At 48.7% G+C, this 20,623-nt stretch carries 16 protein-coding genes; 7 read left to right on the top strand and 9 right to left on the bottom strand.

The features are described 5' to 3' along the window. Positions 1-37: 37 nt before the first annotated feature. Entirely contained in the window at positions 38-1,390 is a 1,353-nt protein-coding gene (locus tag ACTHUM_RS02180) for an SLC45 family MFS transporter (RefSeq protein ID WP_440361288.1), read from the bottom strand. 341 nt (positions 1,391-1,731) lie between these two features. Here ACTHUM_RS02180 and ettA point away from each other — a divergent pair, with 341 nt between their 5' ends. Further along, positions 1,732-3,408 (top strand): energy-dependent translational throttle protein EttA, encoded by a 1,677-nt coding sequence (gene ettA, locus ACTHUM_RS02175; protein WP_003747462.1) that lies wholly within the window; start codon positions 1,732-1,734, stop codon positions 3,406-3,408. A gap of 65 nt (positions 3,409-3,473) precedes the next feature. On the opposite strand, the gene mtrR is transcribed toward ettA, so the two are convergent. Then, positions 3,474-4,109 (bottom strand): multidrug efflux system transcriptional repressor MtrR, encoded by a 636-nt coding sequence (gene mtrR, locus ACTHUM_RS02170; RefSeq protein WP_440361289.1) that lies wholly within the window; start codon positions 4,107-4,109, stop codon positions 3,474-3,476. A 226-nt stretch (positions 4,110-4,335) separates the two neighbouring features. Between mtrR and ACTHUM_RS02165 the strand changes: the two genes are divergently transcribed. The 3 genes from ACTHUM_RS02165 to ACTHUM_RS02155 are packed head-to-tail and all read left to right on the top strand — an operon-like array spanning position 4,336 to position 10,290. Next, positions 4,336-5,604, top strand: a complete 1,269-nt coding sequence (locus tag ACTHUM_RS02165) for an efflux RND transporter periplasmic adaptor subunit (protein ID WP_440361290.1) — start codon at positions 4,336-4,338, stop codon at positions 5,602-5,604. Positions 5,605-5,615: 11 nt separating this feature from the next. Further along, positions 5,616-8,828 carry an efflux RND transporter permease subunit gene (locus ACTHUM_RS02160; protein ID WP_070829651.1) on the top strand — a complete coding sequence of 1,071 codons (3,213 nt, stop codon included), beginning with the start codon at positions 5,616-5,618 and terminating at the stop codon, positions 8,826-8,828. Between the two features lie 55 nt (positions 8,829-8,883). Continuing rightward, complete coding sequence (locus tag ACTHUM_RS02155; protein ID WP_440361291.1) at positions 8,884-10,290, top strand: efflux transporter outer membrane subunit; 1,407 nt, start codon at positions 8,884-8,886, stop codon at positions 10,288-10,290. A gap of 74 nt (positions 10,291-10,364) precedes the next feature. On the opposite strand, the gene ACTHUM_RS02150 is transcribed toward ACTHUM_RS02155, so the two are convergent. Together ACTHUM_RS02150 and ACTHUM_RS02145 are read right to left on the bottom strand one after the other, a co-directional pair. Then, positions 10,365-11,702: a GTPase/DUF3482 domain-containing protein gene (locus tag ACTHUM_RS02150; protein ID WP_107849057.1), complete on the bottom strand. Its 1,338-nt coding sequence runs from the start codon at positions 11,700-11,702 to the stop codon at positions 10,365-10,367. 573 nt (positions 11,703-12,275) lie between these two features. After that, entirely contained in the window at positions 12,276-12,737 is a 462-nt protein-coding gene (locus ACTHUM_RS02145) for a winged helix-turn-helix transcriptional regulator (RefSeq protein ID WP_440361293.1), read from the bottom strand. A 216-nt stretch (positions 12,738-12,953) separates the two neighbouring features. Between ACTHUM_RS02145 and alr the strand changes: the two genes are divergently transcribed. Continuing rightward, positions 12,954-14,012, top strand: coding sequence for an alanine racemase (gene alr, locus ACTHUM_RS02140; protein WP_049336198.1), 1,059 nt, complete (start codon positions 12,954-12,956; stop codon positions 14,010-14,012). 59 nt (positions 14,013-14,071) lie between these two features. Here the strand turns inward: alr and ACTHUM_RS02135 are convergent, their stop codons facing one another. Beyond that, a complete protein-coding gene (locus tag ACTHUM_RS02135; RefSeq protein ID WP_004520512.1) occupies positions 14,072-14,815 on the bottom strand; it encodes a pseudouridine synthase in 744 nt (247 codons plus the stop codon). A gap of 330 nt (positions 14,816-15,145) precedes the next feature. Here ACTHUM_RS02135 and ACTHUM_RS02130 point away from each other — a divergent pair, with 330 nt between their 5' ends. Together ACTHUM_RS02130 and ACTHUM_RS02125 are read left to right on the top strand one after the other, a co-directional pair. Then, on the top strand, positions 15,146-17,227 hold the full coding sequence (locus ACTHUM_RS02130) for a carbon starvation CstA family protein (protein WP_049336196.1): 2,082 nt from the start codon (positions 15,146-15,148) through the stop codon (positions 17,225-17,227). Then, positions 17,217-17,411, top strand: a complete 195-nt coding sequence (locus ACTHUM_RS02125) for a YbdD/YjiX family protein (RefSeq protein ID WP_003747442.1) — start codon at positions 17,217-17,219, stop codon at positions 17,409-17,411. Before ACTHUM_RS02130 ends, ACTHUM_RS02125 begins: the two co-directional genes overlap by 11 nt. 117 nt (positions 17,412-17,528) lie before the next feature. Here the strand turns inward: ACTHUM_RS02125 and ACTHUM_RS02120 are convergent, their stop codons facing one another. The 4 genes from ACTHUM_RS02120 to ACTHUM_RS02105 form a co-directional block, all read right to left on the bottom strand. After that, positions 17,529-17,819, bottom strand: a complete 291-nt coding sequence (locus ACTHUM_RS02120) for a chaperone modulator CbpM (RefSeq protein ID WP_049336193.1) — start codon at positions 17,817-17,819, stop codon at positions 17,529-17,531. Positions 17,820-17,834: 15 nt separating this feature from the next. Continuing rightward, positions 17,835-18,794: a DnaJ C-terminal domain-containing protein gene (locus tag ACTHUM_RS02115; RefSeq protein ID WP_440361292.1), complete on the bottom strand. Its 960-nt coding sequence runs from the start codon at positions 18,792-18,794 to the stop codon at positions 17,835-17,837. Positions 18,795-18,999: 205 nt separating this feature from the next. Further along, a complete protein-coding gene (locus tag ACTHUM_RS02110; protein ID WP_049336190.1) occupies positions 19,000-19,482 on the bottom strand; it encodes a hypothetical protein in 483 nt (160 codons plus the stop codon). Between the two features lie 170 nt (positions 19,483-19,652). Further along, complete coding sequence (locus ACTHUM_RS02105) at positions 19,653-20,357, bottom strand: peptidoglycan DD-metalloendopeptidase family protein (protein WP_049332073.1); 705 nt, start codon at positions 20,355-20,357, stop codon at positions 19,653-19,655. Between the last annotated feature and the right edge of the window lie 266 nt (positions 20,358-20,623).

Here is a 20,623-nt window from a genome sequence, read left to right as displayed (position 1 = left end):
AAGGTTTCAGACGGCCTTTGCCGATGGTATGGATGGATTATTCGCCGTGGGTCTCTTTAATCAGACATACAGAGAAGGCTCCCAGCAGCAAGACTGCGCCTGCAACCAAGAACATGGTTGCCTGATGGCTGCCCAGCATAGGGAAGAGGATAAAGCTCAGCAGGGAGGCGACGATTTGAGGCATACAGATAGAGCCATTAAACAGACCCAAATAAGTACCCATGTGTTTGCCGGAGAGGGCATTGGTTACAATCGTCAAAGGATAGGTAATGATACCTGCCCACGCGATGCCGATTAAGGTATAAGACAGGATTAATGCGTATTGATTGTGGATAAAGAAAATAGAGAAGAAACCGAGCGCGCCCAGAGCCAGACAACCGAAATAACCGGCTTTATGGTATTTATTCGGTACTTTTGCCAGAATAAACGAACATATGACGGCAGCAATGGATTGCACCGCCGCCAAAACGCCGTACCAGTTGCCTGCTTCTTGGTAGCCTACGGAAGAGGCATCGGTTGTCTGCCAAACGTTTTCTGCAATCGCGCCTGCCGAGTAAGTCCACATATATTGGAAAGCGAACCAACAGAAGAATTGCACCAAAGTCACTGTCCAAAACGCTTTAGGTGCGGTTTTTAAGAGTTCGAACCAGTTGGCTTTTTCCTGATTTGCGGCTACGTCGATGCCGTGGTAGCGGGCGTAGGTTTCCGGATCATACTCTTTGACTTTGAAGATGGTGAACGCACTGGTAATAATCAGTAAGGCTGCGCCCACATAGAATGCTACGACCACGGTCTGCGGCACGACGCCTTTTTCGGCCGTGTTCGCCAAACCGATATACGCAAACACAAACGGCAGAATCGCCGCCACAACCGCGCCCGTATTCGCTAAGAAACTTTGAATCCCGTAGGCGTAGCTTTTCTGCTCCTCGTTGACCATGTCGCCGACCATCATTTTAAACGGCTGCATTGCCATATTGGAGGATACGTCCAACAGCGCAATCATCAGCGCGCCAAACGACAAAGCCGCCAAAGAAGCGTAGCCAAAACCGAAGCTGCCCGAGTTCGGCATCAGAATCATGACGATAACCGCAATCAGCGTACCGTAAAGCAGATAGGGAAGACGGCGGCCGCCCAAGCGCGGCATCCAAGTGCGGTCTGAGTAGTAGCCCACAATCGGTTGAACCAACATACCGGCCAATGGCGGCAGAATGAAAAACCAGCCCAAATTATGCGGGTCGGCGCCTAAAGTTTGAAAAATTCGGCTCATTTGTGAGCTTTGCAGGGTAAAGGCCGTCTGAACGCCGAGATAGCCGAAGCTCAGCATCCAAATCGTACTTTTTGCCAGTGACGGCAAACCTTGTTTTGTTGTTTTTTGCGTATGTTCAGACATGAGGCAAATCCTTATTTTAAAAGTATTTGTATTGGGAAATCTGAAATTGTTTTTAGCGCGGTGTTTCTTTTTCGTTATTATTTGTTTATGTACTTTCAAAGATATAGGCGCATTTTATGGAGCATGCCGGATGTTGGCAATGTTTGTTCAAAGATAAACTGGCTTAAATCAAATTTTTTACGGTTTCGTATTGAAAATTTTGGAGACTGAAGGCATTGGTTCGGCTTTGCTACATATTGTGATGCTTATTTCTATTTTCAGACGGCATTTGAACAAGCAAGTATTGGGGCAATAGGTTAAAATGGGCCGTCTGAAATTTGTTTGATGAAAACGAGAAAACTATGTCTCAACAATACGTCTATTCTATGCTGCGCGTGAGCAAGGTTGTGCCGCCGCAGAAAACCATCATTAAAGACATTTCCCTTTCCTTTTTCCCCGGCGCGAAAATCGGTTTGCTCGGTTTGAACGGTGCGGGTAAATCTACTGTACTGCGGATTATGGCAGGTGTGGATAAAGAATTCGAGGGCGAAGCCGTGCCGATGGGCGGCATTAAAATCGGCTACCTGCCGCAAGAGCCTGAGCTTGATCCTGAGAAAACCGTGCGTGAGGAAGTGGAAAGCGGTTTGGGCGAAGTGGCTGCCGCGCAGAAACGCTTGGAAGAAGTGTATGCCGAGTATGCCAATCCTGATGCAGATTTTGACGCGTTGGCGGAAGAACAAGGCCGCTTGGAAGCGATTATTGCGGCGGGTTCGTCTACCGGCGGCGGTGCAGAGCATGAATTGGAAATCGCTGCCGACGCGCTGCGCCTGCCTGATTGGGATGCCAAAATCGGCAATTTGTCCGGCGGTGAAAAACGCCGTGTGGCTTTGTGCAAACTCTTGTTGAGCAAGCCCGATATGCTTTTGCTGGATGAGCCGACCAACCACTTGGACGCAGAATCTGTCGAATGGCTGGAGCAATTCTTGGTCCGCTTCCCCGGTACAGTCGTTGCTGTAACACACGACCGCTACTTCCTCGACAACGCCGCCGAATGGATTTTGGAACTCGACCGCGGCCACGGCATTCCGTGGAAAGGCAATTACTCGTCTTGGCTGGAGCAGAAAGAAAAACGTTTGGAAAACGAGGCGAAGTCTGAAGCTGCACGCGTGAAGGCGATGAAGCAGGAATTAGAATGGGTGCGCCAAAATGCCAAAGGCCGCCAAGCCAAGTCCAAAGCGCGTTTGGCGCGTTTTGAAGAAATGAGCAACTACGAATACCAAAAACGCAATGAAACGCAGGAAATCTTCATTCCCGTTGCCGAGCGTTTGGGTAATGAAGTAATTGAATTTGTGAACGTTTCCAAATCGTTCGGCGACAAAGTGCTGATTGACGATTTGAGCTTCAAAGTGCCTGCGGGCGCGATTGTCGGCATCATCGGCCCGAACGGCGCAGGTAAATCGACGCTATTTAAAATGATTTCTGGCAAAGAGCAGCCTGATTCCGGCGAAGTGAAAATCGGGCAAACCGTGAAAATGAGCTTGATTGACCAAAGCCGCGAAGGTTTGCAAAACGATAAAACCGTGTTCGATAACATCGCCGAAGGCCGCGACATTTTACAGGTTGGTCAGTTTGAAATTCCCGCCCGCCAATATTTGGGACGCTTCAACTTCAAAGGCAGCGACCAAAGTAAAATCGCGGGTCAATTGTCTGGCGGCGAACGCGGTCGTCTGCACTTGGCAAAAACCTTGTTGAGCGGCGGTAATGTCTTACTGTTGGATGAACCGTCTAACGATCTCGACGTGGAAACCCTGCGCGCGTTGGAAGACGCATTGTTGGAATTTGCCGGTAGCGTGATGGTGATTTCGCACGACCGCTGGTTCCTCGACCGTATTGCTACACATATTTTGGCTTGTGAAGGCGACTCTAAATGGGTGTTTTTTGACGGTAACTATCAGGAATACGAAGCCGATAAGAAACGCCGTTTGGGCGAAGAGGGCGCGAAACCGAAACGTATCCGTTACAAACCGGTAACACGTTAAGCAGGTTTGAACCAAAAGGCCGTCTGAAACTTTTAATGTTTCAGACGGCCTTTTATTTTTGATGTTTATGATTGTTTTCTTAATTGCGGATGGTTTTCCAATGTATCAATGATGATTTCAATCATGCGTGGGGCAGTTTGCGCCAAATCGAAGCCTTGACCTGAAGAAAGCCAGCGCCAAATCAAGCCGTCTAATGAAGACTTGATGAAGATGACCGCCATGTCGATATCTAAATTATCCGCCAACGCTTTTTGTTGTACCACATCAGTCAGAACGGCAACGATTTTTTCACGCCATAGCGATTGGTGTTTTTTAGCGATGGCAATGACCGCCTCGTTTTGCTCGGTGTGTTCGCATTTTAAAAACAAAATGCTATGGAATTTATAGTGAAGCTCGTTGTGTTGCAGGCGCTCGAAAAAACGGGTCAGAGTCAGTCGGAAGCTTGACCAAGCCTGTTCGTTATTATTGTTCGAGTCTTCTTTTATGCAGCTTTCGATGTCGTCGCAAATCCGTTGGAACAAGGCGTCAAACAAATCTTCTTTGTTTTTGAAATGCCAATACAGCGCGCCGCGCGTTACGCCTGCGGCTTGGGCGATTTCGTTGAGCGAGGTGCGGGCAATGCCTTTCTGATAAAACGTATCCAATGCGGCAAGCATGAGATATTCTTTGGTTTTTAAGGCTTCGGTTTTGGTTCTTCTCATAGTTGTTTTGTGGGGAATGTAAATTTATGGTTCGGATTATAAAAAATTACTTCTGAACATGCAAGAATGTATGTATAATTTAATTCAATACTTGATAGTGTTTCTCAACACTATATAATCAGCCTGTTTTTCATAAAAGCAGGCAATTTCTGTTTGCGAAATATGAGATTAAAGTAAGCAATTTTTAATCAGTCAAACCCTTATTTATCATAGAGATAGGAAAATTATGGCTCTTTATGCTTCTAAAATGATGCGTGTCGCGGCAATCGCAGTAGCTACTGCGTTGGCACTTTCCGCTTGCGGCAAAGGTGATGAAAAAGCAGCCGGCCAACAGGCGCAAGGCAGTCAGCAACAGCAAAAACAACCTGCGCCTGAAGTCCGCGTGGTTACTGTACATCCGGAAACCGTTGCATTGACAACCGAGTTGCCGGGCCGTCTGGAATCATTGCGTACTGCGGAAGTTCGCGCCCAAGTCGGCGGTATTTTGCAAAAACGCCTGTTTCAAGAGGGCAGCTATGTGCAAGCCGGTCAGCCTTTATATCAAATCGACAGCTCATCTTATGAAGCAAACTTAGAAAGCGCACACGCCCAGTTGGCGAGTGCGCAAGCTACTTTGGCTAAAGCGAATGCCGACTTAGCCCGCTACAAACCGCTGGTTGCCGCCGATGCCATCAGCCAACAAGAATATGATGCGGCCGTAACCGCCAAGCGCTCAGCCGAAGCAGGCGTCAAATCCGCTCAAGCAGCCATCAAATCTGCCGGTATCAGCCTGAACCGCTCCCGCATTACTGCGCCGATTTCCGGCTTTATCGGTCAATCTAAAGTTTCTGAAGGTACGCTGTTGAATGCCGGCGATACCACTGTTTTGGCCACCATCCAACAAACCAACCCGATGTATGTCAACGTTACCCAATCTGCCAGTGAGGTTATGAAACTGCGTCAACAGGTTGCAGAAGGCAAATTGTTGGCGGCAAACGGCGCGATTGAAGTGGGCATCAAATTTGACGATGGTGCGGTTTATCCTGAAAAAGGCCGTCTGCTGTTTGCAGATCCGACTGTTAACGAAACGACCGGCCAAATTACATTGCGCGCCGCTATTCCTAATGACAAAAATATCTTGATGCCGGGCTTGTATGTGCGCGTGTTGATGGAACAAGTGGCAGTGGATAATGCATTTGTAGTGCCGCAACAAGCAGTTACCCGCGGTTCGCAAGATACGGTGATGGTGGTGAATGACAAGAGCGAAATGGAAGCGCGTGTCGTGACCATTGCCCAACAGCAAGGTAGCAATTGGGTGATTACAGACGGCCTGAAAGACGGCGACAAAGTGATTGTTGAAGGCATCAGCATTGCCGCTATGTCGGGTGCTAAACAGGTAACGCCGAAAGAATGGACGCCGCCTGCAAGTGCTGCGGCAGCAGCACCGGCAGTTTCAGATGGCCAGGCTGCATCCGAGGCCAAGCCTGAAGCTAAAGCTGCATCTGAAGCTAAATAAGGAACGCGTGAATGTCTAAGTTTTTTATTGACCGCCCCATTTTTGCATGGGTTATTGCGATTTTTATCATCGCAGCGGGTATTTTCGGCATTCAAAAACTGCCGATTTCCCAATATCCGTCCGTTGCTGCACCGACCATTACTTTGCGCGCTACTTATCCGGGCGCTTCTGCTCAGGTAATGGAAGACAGCGTACTGGCCGTTATCGAACGTAATATGTACGGTGTGGAAGGTTTGGACTATATGACGACTTCTGCCAATTCCAGCGGCAGCGGCAGCGTCAGTCTGACGTTTACACCGGAAACCAATGAAGATTTGGCGCAGGTAGACGTGCAGAACAAATTGTCGGAAGTGTTGTCCACATTGCCCTCTACCGTACAGCAATATGGTGTAACCGTATCTAAAGCGCGTTCCAACTTCTTGCAAGTGGTCATGCTTTCTTCTGAAAAGCAATCCATTGAGGAAATGAACGATTACGCCCAGCGCAATATCATTCCTGAACTGCAGCGTATCGACGGGGTAGGGCAGGTACAATTGTTTGGTGCGCAACGCGCCATGCGTATTTGGGTTGACCCGAAAAAACTGCAAAACTACAACCTGTCTTTTGCTACGGTAACCAATGCGCTTGCGACACAAAATATCCAAATTTCTGCAGGCTCTATCGGTTCTTTGCCGGCGGCTGCAGGTCAGACTATTTCAGCAACTGTGACGGCGCAAGGTCAGCTGAGCACTGCTGAAGAGTTTGGCAACATCATTTTGGTATCCAATACCGATGGTTCTAATGTCTATCTGAAAGACGTTGCCAAAGTCAGCTTGGGTATGCAGGACTATTCTACTTCCACACGTTTGAACGGCGTGAATACCACCGGTATGGCAGTGATGCTGTCCAACAGCGGTAACGCTTTGGCAACGGCGACTGCCGTGAAAGAAAAAATGGCAGTTTTGCAGAAGTATTTTCCAGACGGCATGAGCTGGAAAGTTCCTTACGATACTTCCAAATTTGTGGAAATTTCGATTGAGAAAGTGATCCATACGCTTTTGGAAGCCATCGTATTGGTATTCTTAGTGATGTATCTCTTCCTGCAAAACATCCGCTATACGCTGATTCCGACCATTGTTGTACCGATTTCCCTGTTGGGCGGTTTTGCCTTTATCTCATACATGGGTATGTCGATTAACGTATTGACCATGTTTGCGATGGTATTGGTGATCGGTATTGTGGTCGATGACGCGATTGTGGTCGTTGAAAACGTTGAGCGTATTATGGCGAGTGAAGGTCTGTCGCCTAAGGCTGCAACCAAAAAAGCGATGGGTCGGATTTCCGGCGCGGTGATTGGTATTACTGCCGTGTTGATGTCCGTATTTGTTCCGCTGGCAATGTTTAGCGGTGCAACAGGTAACATTTACAAACAGTTTGCCTTGACCATGGCGGCATCGATTGCATTCTCCGCATTCCTTGCCTTGACGCTGACTCCGGCATTATGTGCCACCATGCTCAAACCGATTCAGAAGGGTCATCACGAAGAGAAAAAAGGTTTCTTCGGTTGGTTTAACAAAAAATTCGACAGCTGGACACACGGCTACGAAGGCTGGGTTGCCAAAGTCTTGCGCAAGACTTTGCGCATGATGGTTGTCTATATTGGTTTGACTGTTGTGGGCGTATTCCTGTTTATGCGTCTGCCGACTTCCTTCTTGCCGACTGAAGACCAAGGTAACTTGATGTTGAGCGTACAGCTGCCTGCCGGCGCGACCAAAGAGCGTACCGATGCAACTTTGGCTCAAATCACTCAGCTGGCAAAATCTATACCTGAGATCGAGAACATTATTACCGTTTCCGGCTTTAGTTTTAGCGGTTCCGGCCAAAACATGGCTTTGGGCTTTGTCATTCTGAAAGACTGGAGCGAACGTACTGCTCCGGGCAGCGATGCGACTTCTATTTCCGGTAAGTTGACCGGTATGATGATGACTACGCTGAAAGACGGTTTCGGTTTGGCGATTGTGCCTCCTGCCATTATGGAATTGGGTACAGGCTCCGGCTTGACGATTTACCTGCAAGACCGTAACAACAGCGGCCATGCTGCATTGTTGGCCAAGCGCAATGAGTTGATTGACAAAATGCGTAAAAGCGGTTTGTTTAACCCAAGTACCGTTCGTGCGAGCGGTTTGGAAGATGCGCCGCAGTTGAAAATCGACATCAACCGTGCCGCAGCAGCCGCACAAGGTATTTCGTTCTCTGATATCCGTACTGCCTTGGCTTCTTCTTTGGGTTCGTCTTATGTCAACGACTTCCCGAATCAAGGCCGTCTGCAACGCGTAATGGTACAAGCTGATGCGAGTGCCCGTATGCAGCCTGCCGATATTCTGAACCTGACTGTGCCGAACAAATCCGGTGTTGCCGTACCGCTTTCTACCATTGCTACTGTTTCTTGGGAAAATGGTATGGAACAAAGCGTCCGCTTCAATGGCTATCCCGCTATGGAGATCTCCGGCTCGCCTATCAGCGGCGTATCTTCCGGCCAAGCAATGGCTGCGGTACAGCAAATGGTTGATGAAATGGGCGGCGGTTACAGTCTGGAGTGGGGCGGTCAGTCTCGTGAAGAGGCCAAAGGCGGCTCGCAAACTGTCGTGTTGTACGCATTGGCCGCTGCCGCTGTATTCTTGGTATTGGCTGCTTTGTACGAAAGCTGGTCTATCCCGTTGGCGGTTATCCTTGTGATTCCGTTGGGCTTGATTGGCGCGGCATTGGGCGTGACCGGTCGTAACATGTTTGAAGCACTGCTGGGCAGTATTCCGGCATACGCCAACGATATCTACTTCCAAGTCGGTTTCGTTACGGTGATGGGTTTGAGTGCGAAAAACGCGATTTTGATTATCGAGTTTGCCAAAGACCTGCAAGCGCAAGGCAAGAGCGCGCTTGAAGCTGCGCTTGCCGCCGCACACTTGCGTTTCCGTCCGATTATCATGACCTCGTTCGCCTTCATCTTGGGCGTGGTACCGCTTTATGTTGCCAGCGGTGCCAGCTCCGCCAGCCAACGTGCGATTGGTACGACCGTGGTCTGGGGTATGTTGATCGGTACGATTCTGTCTGTGTTCCTTGTGCCTTTGTTCTATGTGGTTGTGCGCAAATTCTTTAAAGAAACCGCACACGAGCATGAGATGGCCGCCAAACACGCCGCTGAAGCCGGCATGATTGAAGACGGTAAACACGATTCAGACAAGCACTAAAGCAAAGGCCGTCTGAAAATTTTCAGACGGCCTCAAAATGCTAAAGGATTCTAAAATGAAGAAGATTACATTCAAACCTGTACTGACCGCCGTTGCCGCAGCTGTGGCTTTGTCGGCCTGTACCATGATGCCGAAATATGAGCAGCCTCAAGTTGCCGTTGCCGATACGTTTAAATACGACACTGTTGACGACGGTATCCGCGCCGCTGAATTGGGTTGGCAAGACTACTTTGCCGATCCGCGCCTGCACCGCTTGATCGACATCGCATTGGAACGCAATACCGATTTGCGTACAGCCGCGCTGAATGCGGAAATCTACCGCAAGCAATACATGATTGCGCGTAATAATTTGTTGCCAACCGTCAATGCCAGCGGTACAGGTTCGCGTCAAGGCAGTTTGAGTGGCGGCAGCGTTAGCAGCCAATACAGCGTGGGTTTGGGCGCAGCCTCTTATGAGCTTGACCTCTTCGGCCGTGTCCGCAGCACCAGCGAAGCCGCGTTGCAAGGTTATTTTAATGTGGCCGCAAACCGCGATGCCGCCCATCTGACCCTGATTTCTACCGTTGCCAAAGCCTACTTTAACGAACGCTACGCGGAAGAAACCATGGCATTGGCACAACGCGTATTACAAACCCGTGAAGCGACTTACAAGCTCTCGCAATTACGCCATAAGGCCGGCGTGATTTCCGCCGTTGATTTGCACCAACAGGAAGCGCTGATTGAATCGGCCAAAGCCGATTATGCATCCGCGGTGAAAAACCGCGAGCAAGCGCGCAATTCCTTGGCCATGCTGATTAATCAACCTCTGCCCGAAGATTTGCCTGCCGGCCTGTCTTTGAGCAAACAGTTCAAAATCACCAAACTGCCTGCCGGTTTGAGTTCGGACGTGTTGCTCAACCGCCCGGATATCCGCGCGGCCGAATACTCGCTCAAACAAGCCAATGCCAATATCGGCGCGGCACGTGCGGCCTTCTTCCCGCGCATCAGCCTGACCGGTTCTGTCGGTACAGCTTCCGGCGAGTTGAGTGGCCTGTTTAAGAGCGGCACGGGTGTTTGGGCGTTTGCACCGTCCATCACGCTGCCTATCTTTGACTGGGGTACCAACAAAGCCAATCTTGACGTAGCCAAACTGCGCCAACAGGCACAAATCGTTGCTTATGAAGCCGCTGTTCAATCCGCATTTAAAGACGTTTCCAATGCTTTGGTTGCGCGCGAACAGCTGGATAAAAGCTATGAAGCGTTGAGTAAACAAAGCCGTGCCTACAACGACAGCCTGCGCCTTATCAGCCTGCGCTACAAACATGGCGTATCCAGCGCATTGGATTTACTGGATGCCGAGCGCAGCAGTTATAGCGCGGATACTGCTCTTTTAGCCAATCAGCTGACCCGTCTGGAAAACCTTGCCGACTTGTATAAAGCACTTGGCGGCGGTTTGAAACGAGAAACCAAAGCTGCTGAATAAGTATTTTCCTTCTAAAATCAAAAGGCCGTCTGAAACATTTAGGTTTCAGACGGCCTTTTTGTTATGCGGCAATTCTAAGCTTTTAATTTTTCGCTTAAAGTGGCTGCATAGGCTGCGCGTTCGTTACGGCTGGCTTCGGGCTGGTGTGTGTTGAGCGAAGACCATTTGCGGTTGCTACGCGCTTTGTTGAGTTCGCTTGGCAATTTGGCCGCATTCCATGGCGCTTTGCGTTCTTTTAGCTCGATATGCGACTGAGCCGCATGGCCGCGCGTTTGCAAGACGTGCAACAAATCCAGTGCGCGTGCGGCGAGCAGGGTAAGGGTTTCCGGATCGGTATGCAGGGTTTGCCTGCCGTTGATTTTGTCGGTGATGTCTTGGGCATTGGGCAAAATGCCGCCCAACAGGCCGCCGATGGCCGTACCCAAACCAAGTGAGCCGCCAAGCGTGGCAATATCCAAGCCTAAGCCGATGAGTGCACCTGCGGTTGCGCCGGTACCGGTACGGATGCCGTAATGTTTGAGCAATTCGCTGTCAAACGGATCTTGTTTGAAGGCTTTGGGCATCCATGTGCTGTCGCTGCCGACTTCGTCGTGATAGAAGCGGTAAAGTGTGAACAGGCGTTGTTGCATTTGCCGCTCAAGTTGGCGGATTTCCGATTGCATGACTTCCAAAGTCGGGGCAGGGTCGTCGTTTTCGGCAATTTCTTGGGTAAATGCGGCGGCATCCAGCAGAAAATCGGCAATTTCACGGCGCGCTTCCGTATCCAGCAGTTGCCACTCGCGACGGCGCATATTGATGAGGCGGTCGAGGATGTCGCGCTTGGGTAACATGGTGGCAAGGTTGTCCCACAATCGGATTTCGCCTTCAAAGTCGAAGGCAACGGTATCGAAACCGGCGTAAACATGCAGGTTTCTGCGGGCGAGCATATTGGTCCAAGCGGTCAGGTCTTGATTTTGGGTGAAGTTGAACACGGGCATGATGGGCTTGGCGCACCAAGACAAAATAGTCAGCTCGTCTTTGTATTTGTCGAGGACGGGTTCCCGCGCATCGATGACGTACATGGCCATATCGCTTTGCATGACTTGGCGCAGAACTTTGGCCTCTTGGTTAAACTCGTGATGCGATTCATGGCTGTTGAGGAATTGCTGGATGCGCTCAATGCCGTCATCGCGTGCGGATGTATGGGTTTCCAGCCAGTCCAACACGCCGCCGGCATCTTCAAGGCCGGGTGTGTCGTAGAGATAAACCAGGCTGTCGTCGCCGTCGTTGATAAGGGCTTCTTCGACATGGCGCGTGGTGGAGGGCGCGTTTTTCACTTCGCCGAAGGTGCTGTCGCGCAAAAGCGTACGTAAGAGCGAGGTTTTGCCTGTGTTAGTATGGCCGACGACGGCAAGGGAAAGTGGGGTGGTCATGGTTGTGGGTTGGGTTGATATGGACTATGAATGTGTGAGTATGGAGCCGTTTATCTTTAGTGGCAATATATGTTTCAGACGGCCCTAAATTCTTTTTATATATGGGCGAAAATAGCAAGAAAAAGAGGGGAATAGTGGATTTGTTGTTTTTTAGCAAAATACTTGAAAATAGATGGGAAAACAGTTGACAGGAGGGTAGAAGGCTAGGATAATTCGCGCCGTTGAGTTGCTTGATGCAGCTTGATTTTTCTCCTCTATTTCTCCTTTGTAGACTTGGCGCATATCAAAACGGTATGCGCATTTTTTTATCTACATTGAAACATGATTACATTTAAGATCTGTTAATTGAATAATTAAGAAACTTTACAAGAAAAATACTTGCGCGGTTGAATATCTTGTTGCATAATTCGTTTCGTTAGCTGGTTCGAGTAGTCAGTTAATAGTTTCTCCTCTATTTCTCCTTTGTAGACTTGGCACACATTCTGTCGGATGTGTGCATTTTTTTTGCCTATTTAAAATAAAGGCCGTCTGAATGTTGTAATCTTTCAGACGGCCTTTGTTTGTTGAATAGAATTAGATGTCTAATACTACTTCTTCTTTGACTTCTTCCATGACAACATAGCTGCGGCTTTCGGAAGCAGCCGGCAGTTGCAGCAGGATATTGCCGAGCATATCGCGATAGGCGGACATATTGGGCAGGCGGACTTTGATAAGGTAGTCGTATTCGCCGGATACTAAGTGGCATTCCAGAATTTGCGGAATCTTCAGCACTTCGCGTTTGAAGTCTTCAAAAATATTGCCGGATTTGGAACGCAGTCTCAGCTCGACAAAGACCAAGAGGCTTTGGCCTAAAGCATGAGGATTCAGATGGGCGTGATAGCCGGTAATGAGGTTGTCGCGTTCCAAGCGGCGGACGCGTTCGGTTACTGGCGTAGTGGAGAGGCCGACTTTTTCAGCCAATTCAGTCATGGGGATACGTGCATTTTGTTGTAGGAGCTTGAGGATTTTTAAGTCGGTTTTGTCGAGTTCTTTCATGGCCTTGATGTCTGTCGTTTTCATTTGGATTGAATCATAACCTTAAAACAGGCTGAGAAGAAGCATAAATGCCTAAAGGTGCGCATGAGTTCTAAAATATGAATAGATTATTCTTGTGTATTTCATGGAATCCTGTGTAGTTTTTGACCTATAATATTTACTTCAAAGTAATAGGGCAGGCCGTCTGAAACGGAATGCCGATAAGAGGAATACATTATGCGTCCGCTCAATGCGCAAATCCGTTTGGATAATTTACGTCAAAATTATCGTTTTCTCAAAGAGTTGCATGGCAATAAATTGTTGGCCGTGATTAAGGCCGATGCTTACGGGCATGGTGCGGTCAGATGTGCACACGCGTTGGCGGATATTGCCGACGGCTTTGCGGTGGCAACGGTAGATGAAGGCGTGGAATTGCGTCAAAACGGCATTAAAAATCCGATTGTTTTGTTGGAAGGCGTGTTTGAGGCTGCGGAATATGCGGATGTTGACCGTTATGATTTGTGGCCGGCAATCGGTAGCCAATGGCAGTTGGAGGCGTTTGTGCATCATGAGTGGCAACGTCCGACGACCGTATGGCTGAAAATGGACTCGGGTATGCACCGTGCCGGTTTCTTTCCGCATAACTATGCCGCCGCCTATACTGCATTGAAACAATCCGAATCGGTTGAAAACATTGTGAAATTCAGCCATTTTGCCTGCGCGGACGAACCGGAAAACGGCATGACCGAAATGCAGCTTGAAGCGTTTGATTTGGCGTGTGAGGGTTTGGAAGGCGAAGAGAGCTTGGCGAATTCCGCCGCGATTTTGAACGTGCCTGAAGCGCGGCGCGATTGGGGACGTGCCGGTCTGGCCTTGTATGGTATTTCGCCTTTCGGCGGCGTGGATGAGCGTTTGAAACCTGTTATGCGCCTGACTTCCCGTGTTTTCGGCGAGCGCGTGTTGCAACCGCATTCTCCGATTGGCTACGGCGCAACGTTCTACACCAGCAAATCTATCCGTGTCGGTTTGATTGCCTGCGGCTATGCCGACGGTTATCCGCGTCGCGCTTCCACTAATTCCCCTGTGGCAGTGGATGGCAAACGCAGCCGTATTATCGGCAGGGTATCTATGGATATGATTACGGTTGAGCTGGAAGCATCGAAAGAGGGCTTGGGCGCGGAAGTCGAGCTTTGGGGCGATGTGATTAATATCAATGAAGTTTCCGAAGTTGCCGGTATGATTCCGTACGAAATTCTCTGCAATATCAAACGTGCGAAGTTTACTTATATCGAGTAAGCAGTAAAAGATGAGGCCGTCTGAAATGTGTTTTCAGACGGCCTTTTTATTAGCTGCAATTAAAACGATTCGTCAGCGCGTAGATAACGCCATTTGCCCGGCGGCAGTCTGCCGAGTTTGACTTTACCCATGCGGATGCGTTTCAAACCGACGACACGCAGGCCGACCAGTTCGCACATGCGGCGGATTTGGCGTTTTTTGCCTTGTCGCAAAATAAAGCGCAACTGGTCTTCGTTTTGCCATTCGACTTTGGCGGGGCGCAATTTTTCTCCGTCCAAACTCAAGCCGTGGTTGAGTAGGGCGAGGCCTTTATCGTCCAGTTTGCCACGGACGCGGACAAGGTATTCTTTTTCGCTGCTGCTGTTTTCACCAATCAGTTGTTTGGCAATGCGGCCGTCCTGAGTGAGTACTAACAATCCGACGGAGTCGATATCTAAGCGGCCGGCAGGGGCTAAGCCGAATTTGTGTTTTTCGCTGAAAGGGATACGGCTGTCATCGCCTTCCCAATGGTTTTCGGCGGTAATGAGTTCTGCGGCGGATTTATAGCCTTTTTCTGCCTGCGCGCTGACGTAGCCGACGGGTTTATTCAGAAGGATGGTTACGCGCGCTGCTTGTTTTTCATGGGCTTGTTTGTTGAGGTCGATGCGGTCGCGCTCGGTGACTTTTTGACCGAGTACGGCGGTTTGACCGTTGACTTTGACCCAGCCTTGCTCGATGTAACTGTCTGCCTCGCGGCGCGAGCATAAGCCCAATTGCGCCATGCGTTTGGAGAGGCGCATGGTTTCGGAATCGTTGTTTTGCATGGTATGGCAATATAGAGAAATGGGAATGTCGGATTATAGCATTGACTGTTTGTCAGGCCGTCTGAAAACTGAATTTTTGGGTTTTCAGACGGCCTTTCGTTTGTTATATGTTAAGGAATATTTAGTTTTGAAGTAAAAAATGAAGGGTATATTGTCTGTTTGTGTTAACCTTACGGACGAACTAATCATTTTGTTTTCAGTCGAATTTGGGTTGAAATGACATTTCACTCATGAAATCATGAAGACTATAATGACTGGTCTTTCTGAAGCGCATTAAGGCAGTTTGTCGCTAAAGCAAGCCTTGGTGCATCACGTTTTAAGGATAAATCAATGAAATCGCTCAAATCATTTTTGATCTGGGGCATTGTGGTTTTGGTAGGCTTGGCCTCCTTTACTACTTTAGCTCTCAGCCGTGGCGAGCAAGTCAGTGCGATTTGGATGGTTACGGCCGCCATTTCGGTATACTGCATTGCCTACCGTTTCTACAGTCTTTACATTGCCAACCGTGTGATGCAGCTTGATCCTAACCGTCTGACTCCGGCAGAACGCCACAATGACGGCTTGGACTATGTTCCCACACATAAAGGCGTACTGTTCGGCCACCACTTTGCCGCTATTGCCGGCGCAGGCCCTCTGGTTGGTCCTGTATTGGCAGCGCAAATGGGTTATCTGCCCGGTACTTTGTGGATTATCTTCGGCGTGGTATTTGCCGGTGCCGTACAGGATATGATGGTACTATTTGTTTCTATGCGCCGTGACGGTAAGTCTTTGGGCGATATCGTGAAACAAGAACTCGGTACCGTTCCCGGCGTGATTGCATCCATTGGTATTTTGATGATTATGGTCATCATTATGGCGGTGTTGGCGCTGATTGTTGTGAAAGCATTGGTTCACAGCCCTTGGGGTACGTTCACCATCGCAGCGACTATGCCGATTGCTCTGTTTATGGGTATTTACACCCGTTATATCCGTCCGGGCAAAATCGGCGAGATTTCCATCGTCGGCTTTATTTTGCTGATGTTGGCCGTGATTTACGGTGAAGATGTTGCCCACAGCTCCTTCGGTCACTGGTTCGACCTTGACGGCATTCAGCTGACTTGGGCGATTATGATTTACGGTTTCGTGGCTTCCGTATTGCCGGTTTGGCTCTTGCTGACTCCGCGCGACTATCTGTCTACCTTCCTGAAAATCGGTACGATTGCAGCTTTGGCTTTGGGTATCGTTATTGTTAACCCGACTCTGCAAATGCCTGCAGTTACCCACTTTATCGATGGTTCAGGCCCGGTATTCTCTGGTGCATTGTTCCCATTCTTGTTCATTACCATTGCTTGTGGTGCAGTTTCAGGCTTCCATGCGCTGATTTCTTCAGGTACCACTCCAAAAATGGTGGAAAACGAAACCCACGTCCGCATGATCGGTTACGGCGGCATGATTATGGAAAGCTTTGTGGCTATTATGGCGCTGGCTGCCGCCGCTTCGCTTGAGCCAGGCGTGTACTTTGCGATGAACAGCCCGGCCGCGCTGATTGGTACAGATGCCAACACAGCTGCCGAAGTCATCACCACTAAACTGAATTTCTCTGTTGATGCCGCAACCCTGTTGCACACTGCTAAAGAAGTGGGCGAAAACACCATTCTATCCCGCGCAGGCGGTGCACCAACCCTCGCAGTCGGTATGGCACACATCATGAGCCGTCTGATTCCGGGCGAAGCCATGATGGCGTTCTGGTATCACTTTGCCTTGCTGTTTGAAGCCTTGTTCATCCTGACCGCAGTTGACGCCGGTACACGCGTTGCCCGTTTCATGATTCAAGACTTGGGCAGTATCTTCTACAAACCATTCGGTAACACCGACTCAATCCCTGCCAACTTGGTTGCCACATTCTTTGCTGTGGCATTGTGGGGTTACTTCCTCTATACCGGCGTAACCGACCCTCTGGGCGGTATTAACTCGCTCTGGCCGTTGTTTGGTATCGCCAACCAAATGCTTGCAGGCGTAGCGTTGATTATGTGTACCGTCGTATTGGTGAAAATGAAACGCGACCGCTATGTTTGGGTAACTTTGGTTCCTGCTGTCGGCGTATTGTTCGTAACCTGCTATGCCGGTTTGCAAAAACTGTTCCACAGCGACCCGCGCGTCAGCTTCTTGGCTCACGCAGGCAAATACCGCGATGCCTTGGCTTCAGGCGAAGTCCTCGCTCCTGCTAAAGACATTGGCGAAATGTCACAAATCATCTTCAACGACCAAATCAATGCCGGTTTGACCGCTTTGTTCTTGGCAGTTGTCGTGATTGTCGCCGTGTACGGTTTCCGTACTGCCATGAAAGCCCGCAAAGTCGGTTGGCCAACTGCTAAAGAAATTCCAGCAGTGTACCGCGACGGTAAACAGCCGGAGACTCAAAGTGAAGCATAAGCTCGCATCTTGGTGGAAAACCATCAAGTTGACAGCGAACTTGATGGCCGGTGTCCCAGATTATGAAAACTACGTTGCCCGCCAGCGCAAACATAATCCCAACGCGCCGGTCATGACCGAGCTGCAATTCCAAGACTACTGCCGCAAACGCCGTTGCGGCGGCAACGGCGGACGCTGTTGTTAATGAAGGCATAAAAAGGCCGTCTGAAAATATTTTCAGACGGCCTTTCATTATGGAATATCAATAAAAATCAAAAACTTTGTCTTGTCATCAATATTTAATCGAACAACTTGCCAATATTTACTCTTCTTCGAGCAGGACCAGCGGACGCTGTATTTTTCTGAGTTCTTCCACCTCGTCCAACAGCCGCATAATCAGCCCCAATGCAGGAATGCCGGCCTCAAAATCACGGCTTAAGCGTTGTGCGCGACGGATGCGGGCAAGATGAAAACCACTGAAGGTGCTTTTTTCGGGCACTCCATCTATGCTGATGATGTCTTCTGCTATAAGTTCCAACAGCCAATCACGACGGCAGCGGCTGGCGGCAACGATTTCTTCAAAAGTAAGGGTAACATCGGAGGACTGAATCATAATTTATCCTTTCTCTTATGCTTGTTTCGCGGCAAAGTGTTTGGCCAATTTTTCCCATGCGGCACGGTCGGCTTCGCTCTCTACTGGCGGAACATTAATGCGGATATTGAGATAAAGGTCTCCGGCTTCTTTTGCAGGAATACCTTTGCCTTTGAGGCGGATGCTTTTACCGCTTTGGCTGTTGGCAGGCAGATTGACCTGCAAGCGGCCTGAAGCGGTAGGGACGATGATTTTGCCGCCCAATACGGCTTCCCAAGGTTTGACATCTATTGTTTGATATACGTCTTTCCTGTTTTTGACGTATAAATCAGGTTGGTCGTGGAACTTGATTTTTAAGTACAAGTCACCGTTTTCTCCACCGTTATATCCCGGCAAACCTTGACCGGCCAAACGGATTTGTTGGCCTTCTGCAATGCCTTTGGGGATTTTGACGTTGAGGGTTTTATTTTGATAAACCGCACGTCCGTATTCGTCTAGAGTCGGCACATTCAAAGTCATGCTACGTTCTGCGCCAACATACGCTGCGTAAATATCAATACTCAATTCAGCATGTTGATCCTCGCCTTTTATTGGGCCGCGGGGTTGCTCGGAACGAGTGTGGGATTGGCGGAATGATGAAAACAGATCTTCAAAATTGAAGTCTCCCGCTCCGAACGGTTCGCCTTCATGACGTTCATAGTGGAAGCCGCCACCGTTAAATCCATTGCCAAACGGATTGCCGCCTTGACCGAACGGATTGCCTCCGGCGCTGCGTCCGTAAGGATTAGCCAACATTTCATCGTATTCGGCCCGCTTTTCTTTATCGGAAAGCGTTTCGTAGGCACGGTTGATTTCTACCGTACGTTCGGCTGCGTCAGGTTCTTTGCTGACATCGGGGTGGTATTTGCGCACCAGTTTTCGGTAGGCTTTTTTGATTTCGGCCTCATCCGCATCTTTGGCAACGCCTAGTATTTCATAATAGTTTTTTTCTGCCATGTTATTCCTTTGACTGCTAATATACAAAATTCTTATAGTTTTAATAATTGAGGGTAGATATTCTAAAATCAAGGGCATTGGAAATAAAATTCTCTATTTCTGACAATGATTAATGGGTAATTTATTTCTTTGTTTTTAGAGAAATAGAAAATATAAAGGCCGTCTGAAATACGGTTTTTCAGACGGCCTTTATCAAATTGGGGTTTTATTTGTCTTGAGCATTTTTTTGTTCGCGAACCACCCATTGGGCAATATCTGAACCCAATACTTTAGAAGTGCGGTTCAAGACGGCGCAAGAGCTTTTATAAGCGCCAAACATGCCACCGGAAGAGTTGCGGGTAAAGGTTTTTTTATTAACTTGTTTGCCGTCAACATACAAAGTGGCTGAAACCGCCATCCCTTTGGCGTGACCGATAAAGGCATTGCCTGCACTCATGGCGGAAGTGATAGCGATATCTGCGTATGTGCCTTGTTTTTTACCGTCACGGACAACTGTTACATCGCTTTTGGCTGCAGTTTCTTGCAAAGATTTGGACATGATGCTGCCCACTTCTAAACACTCAGAAACAATACGGGTATCGATTTCTTCTTTATCGCGGTAAGGAATGCTTTCATCAATATGGACATCTGCGCTGGCAAATGCAGATGCAAACAAGAATGCGGTTGCAAGGATACTGCTAGGAGACATAGTAGGGTACCTGAAATGGAATGTTAAAAAGAGTTGTTATTGTATAACGGTATTTACACTCAATCAACATAAGTTAAATAGGAAAAGATTTTGTTGAAATAGCTGTTATAGCAAGATAATCAAAAGGCCGTCTGAAATACTGCTATTCAGACGGCCTTTTGATTGGGGCATTAATTTGTTCTAGTCAAATAAGGCAGGGGATCGACTGCTTTGCCGTTTAGACGAACTTCAAAATGAAGCTTGACGCTGTCTGTATCGCTGCTGCCCATGGTCGCGATAACTTGACCTGCTTGGACTTTTTGATCTTTTTGTACCAAAAGCGTGTCGTTGTGGGCATAGGCGGTAATGGTGTAGTCGTTGTGGCTGATTAAAATCAGCTTGCCGTAGCCGCGTACTTCTTCGCCAACGTAGATGACGGTACCGGCTGCGGCAGAACGGATTTGTTGGCCTTGCGTGCCTGCAATATCTATGCCTTTGCTGCTTGTGCCGTTGTAGCGTTGGATAATGGAGGATGAGGCGTTATCGGTCGGCCATTGCAAGCTTAACCGGTTGATTGGGGTAACGGCGGTTGCTTGGCGTTGCTGCGTAGCAGTATTGCGGGAGGCAACATGACGGCGGACTCGCAATACTTGACCGACTTCGATTTGTGAGGCGTTGGGAAGGTTATTCCATGCAACCAGTGTATTGACGTTTTGTCCGTAGCGTTTGGCAATTTGGGTCAGGGTATCGCCGGGGCGGACTTTGTAGTAGCCGTCAGGTACAGCTCGGTTGGAAGAGGTATTGTTGCCGGCGCAGGCTGCTAAGACGGCAATGGTGCTGATGAGGGCCAGACGTTTTAAGGCCGTCTGAAAGGTGGAAATAAAATTTGTATTCATGGGTTGTTTCAAAATGTATCGTTATGTTGTGTATGATAGATAGGAAGAGTGGAAAAAGGTTCACTCAAAAGGCATGGGATAAACTGCATAAAGGCAGCATATTAACATTGAAAATTTGTGGATATGGCGGTATATTTTTTTATCATTTTGATGATAAAGGATTTTTTTGATAAGGTAAAAGAAAGTGAAAGTTTTTTCAGACGGTATTGAATAAGGCAATAAAAATCCCCTGCCGAGATAGACGGACAGGGGATTTTTGTCTCATC

The sequence above is a fragment of the Neisseria sp. P0021.S006 genome (assembly GCF_051956895.1).
Note: the sequence above shows the minus strand (reverse complement) of the source record. Positions and strands in the feature narration are given on the sequence as shown.

Excerpts from the sequence above, each read along its gene's own strand:
- ACTHUM_RS02180 (WP_440361288.1), bottom strand. The coding sequence starts at position 1,390 with ATGTCTGAACATACGCAAAAAACAACAAAACAAGGTTTGCCGTCACTG.
- ettA (WP_003747462.1), top strand. The coding sequence starts at position 1,732 with ATGTCTCAACAATACGTCTATTCTATGCTGCGCGTGAGCAAGGTTGTG.
- mtrR (WP_440361289.1), bottom strand. The coding sequence starts at position 4,109 with ATGAGAAGAACCAAAACCGAAGCCTTAAAAACCAAAGAATATCTCATG.
- ACTHUM_RS02165 (WP_440361290.1), top strand. The coding sequence starts at position 4,336 with ATGGCTCTTTATGCTTCTAAAATGATGCGTGTCGCGGCAATCGCAGTA.
- ACTHUM_RS02160 (WP_070829651.1), top strand. The coding sequence starts at position 5,616 with ATGTCTAAGTTTTTTATTGACCGCCCCATTTTTGCATGGGTTATTGCG.
- ACTHUM_RS02155 (WP_440361291.1), top strand. The coding sequence starts at position 8,884 with ATGAAGAAGATTACATTCAAACCTGTACTGACCGCCGTTGCCGCAGCT.
- ACTHUM_RS02150 (WP_107849057.1), bottom strand. The coding sequence starts at position 11,702 with ATGACCACCCCACTTTCCCTTGCCGTCGTCGGCCATACTAACACAGGC.
- ACTHUM_RS02145 (WP_440361293.1), bottom strand. The coding sequence starts at position 12,737 with ATGAAAGAACTCGACAAAACCGACTTAAAAATCCTCAAGCTCCTACAA.
- alr (WP_049336198.1), top strand. The coding sequence starts at position 12,954 with ATGCGTCCGCTCAATGCGCAAATCCGTTTGGATAATTTACGTCAAAAT.
- ACTHUM_RS02135 (WP_004520512.1), bottom strand. The coding sequence starts at position 14,815 with ATGCAAAACAACGATTCCGAAACCATGCGCCTCTCCAAACGCATGGCG.
- ACTHUM_RS02130 (WP_049336196.1), top strand. The coding sequence starts at position 15,146 with ATGAAATCGCTCAAATCATTTTTGATCTGGGGCATTGTGGTTTTGGTA.
- ACTHUM_RS02120 (WP_049336193.1), bottom strand. The coding sequence starts at position 17,819 with ATGATTCAGTCCTCCGATGTTACCCTTACTTTTGAAGAAATCGTTGCC.
- ACTHUM_RS02115 (WP_440361292.1), bottom strand. The coding sequence starts at position 18,794 with ATGGCAGAAAAAAACTATTATGAAATACTAGGCGTTGCCAAAGATGCG.
- ACTHUM_RS02110 (WP_049336190.1), bottom strand. The coding sequence starts at position 19,482 with ATGTCTCCTAGCAGTATCCTTGCAACCGCATTCTTGTTTGCATCTGCA.
- ACTHUM_RS02105 (WP_049332073.1), bottom strand. The coding sequence starts at position 20,357 with ATGAATACAAATTTTATTTCCACCTTTCAGACGGCCTTAAAACGTCTG.